Origin of the sequence: Limnospira sp. PMC 1279.21, from assembly GCF_032349615.1 — a bacterium.
GTDB classification, from domain to species: Bacteria; Cyanobacteriota; Cyanobacteriia; order Cyanobacteriales; family Microcoleaceae; genus Limnospira; species Limnospira fusiformis.
This window is the reverse complement of the sequence record NZ_JARPLU010000478.1, coordinates 1-682: the sequence shown is the minus strand read 5'-3', so window position 1 is coordinate 682 and position 682 is coordinate 1. Positions and strand designations below refer to the sequence as shown.

The window sequence follows — 682 nt, the reverse complement described above, 5'->3', positions numbered from 1 at the left end:
TAGTCATCTCGTCCTCTCCATTATACGTCCTAAGTGTTCTGTCTTGTGCTATATACAAAAACCTTCAATTATTACACCGCCACTGTCATGACGATAAAACGGCGTTAGACAACGCCAACGCTGTATCCTTAACAATGGAGCAGTCAAACTAGGAGCCGTGTGAAGGGAAACTTTCACGCACGGTTTTGAATGGGAGGGGATGGAGGTGACTCCATTCTCGACCCCTAATTCTCCAAGACAAAGTTTTGAGCTTGTTAAGAACATTAAGGGAAACCTCAAAGCAAAACCACTGCGACGGGTGTGGATACCAAAACCTGGCAGGGATGAAAAACGCCCTCTAGGAATTCCCACAATCCAAGATAGAGCAAGGCAAGCCTTGGTTAAGTCGGCACTTGAGCCCGAATGGGAGTCAAGATTTGAAGGCACAAGCTATGGGTTCCGTCCAGGACGGTCAACCCAAGACGCAATAGCAATTAGGGGTCGAGAGTAGAGTCGCCTCTACCCCCTCCCATTCAGAACCGGACGTGAGACTTTCGCCTCATCCGGCTCCTAGTCTGATTGTTCCATTGTTAAGGATACAGCATTGGCGTTGTCTAACGCCGTTTTATCGTCGTGACAGTGGCGGTGTAACCTACATTCCGCAGGTTGACAGGGAATAAAAGATATGGTGCTAGTCTAGGCT

The 682-nt window shown here is 48.2% G+C and carries 2 pseudogenes; one reads left to right on the top strand and one right to left on the bottom strand.

Annotated features, from left to right (window positions below):
* Positions 1-199: 199 nt before the first annotated feature.
* Positions 200-472, top strand: a pseudogene (locus P5683_RS25525) (reverse transcriptase/maturase family protein); the annotation flags it as partial.
* Between the two features lie 77 nt (positions 473-549).
* Here the strand turns inward: P5683_RS25525 and P5683_RS26655 are convergent.
* A pseudogene (locus P5683_RS26655) lies at positions 550-630 on the bottom strand (HNH endonuclease); the annotation flags it as partial.
* Positions 631-682: the final 52 nt, after the last annotated feature.